This window comes from Streptomyces sp. NPDC031274, from assembly GCF_055570235.1.
Window position 1 is genome coordinate 1 of sequence record NZ_JBVIHP010000301.1, and the last position, 1,260, is coordinate 1,260.

Consider the following 1,260-nt stretch of genomic DNA (forward strand, 5'->3'; position numbering starts at 1 on the left):
CCACCAAGAAAGCGGGTCGAGCCATATGACTGGGACACCCAGTCTCTTGGCCTGTTTGGCGCTGGACTGGTCCACGCAGGAGATGAGGACGTCGAAGTCGAGGAGCGAGCTCTCGCAGTACCGGCCGAAGTCCTCTCCGTCGGTGTCCTGCTCTACTACCTCCTCCCAAAACCCGGAACGCCGGGCGAGCTGAAAGGCCGTGCCGTACCCGACGAACGTGAGCTGATGTCCCTGCTGTGAGAGCCTCTCCGCAACAGTGACGAGCTTGCCGGCGGGACCGAAGGCGAAGTTCTCAGCGGTGGCAATGATGCGCGCCATCAGCGAGTCCTCGCTGCACTGACCCGATAGACGGTGTAAGTCTCGTAAGGCAAGGGGAGTTGGGCGATGACTGACGCGTTCAGGCCGCACTCCTCGCTGTACGTGATGACGTCGAGGATCTCCATGTCCTGGTGGGCATCGGTGGCGATCAGGTAGGCCCGTCCTCGGTCGGTCAGGTAGTCACCGACCTGCTCAAGGAACCTCTTGGAGTGGATGAGTTCGGGGTCAAAGATCGCTGCTTCTATTGCATTGGCCGGGGTGCCAGGGAGCAGCGGGGGGTTCGCGATGACCACGTCATACCGCTCGGTCACCGGGTCAAAGAGGTCGCCCACCAGGGCAGTAACCCTGTCAGACACCTGCTGGATCTCGGCGTTGGCCATGGCGCAGCGGACTGCCTCGGGGGAACTGTCGACGCACAGCACCTTGGAGGCAGTCTGCGCGGTCAGCAGCCCCTGGTAGCCGGATCCGCTGAAGACATCGAGGACGGTTTCCCCTGGGGCAACCTGAACATGCTTCGCGAGGAACGCGCTGGTCTTGGTGTACGCAGGGCAGAACACTCCAGGGAGGATGGTGAGGTTCAGAGAGTCGATGGAGACTTCGAACGGAGCCTCGTGCGCCAAGTGCCGGTCGACCAAGCGACGTGCCGGCTCGAGGTTGATGACAGTCGATGAGTTCATCATGGGGTTCTTGCCTCAGCTCTCGTGTACGGCGGGGCTGTTGAGGGTTGCATTCGCCAGCGATTCGGCGACGATGGCATGCCAAATAGCAGTTGGGTGTTCGTCGAATCGGTAGAACATCGCTTTGCTGTCGCTACACCTGAGATTTGATTCGTGGTTCATGTCTAAGCAGTGAACGCCGCTCTCCGCCAGGAGCGCAGCCAGCTTCTGTCCAGCGGCCTGGTCGCGCTTCCGATCAGGCAGCGGAGGCACTACCACCATGAAC

General features: G+C 61.3%; 3 protein-coding genes. All 3 read right to left on the reverse strand.

The window, feature by feature from the left end:
- Nucleotides 1–318: hypothetical protein (locus ACZ5CR_RS45845; RefSeq protein WP_468869825.1), on the reverse strand; the 318-nt coding region annotated here is incomplete at its 3' end.
- Nucleotides 318–995, reverse strand: coding sequence for a methyltransferase (locus tag ACZ5CR_RS45850; protein WP_468869830.1), 678 nt, complete (start codon nucleotides 993–995; stop codon nucleotides 318–320). The genes ACZ5CR_RS45845 and ACZ5CR_RS45850, both read right to left, overlap by 1 nt.
- Nucleotides 996–1,010: 15 nt before the next feature.
- Nucleotides 1,011–1,260: hypothetical protein (locus tag ACZ5CR_RS45855; protein ID WP_468869832.1), on the reverse strand; the 250-nt coding region annotated here is incomplete at its 5' end.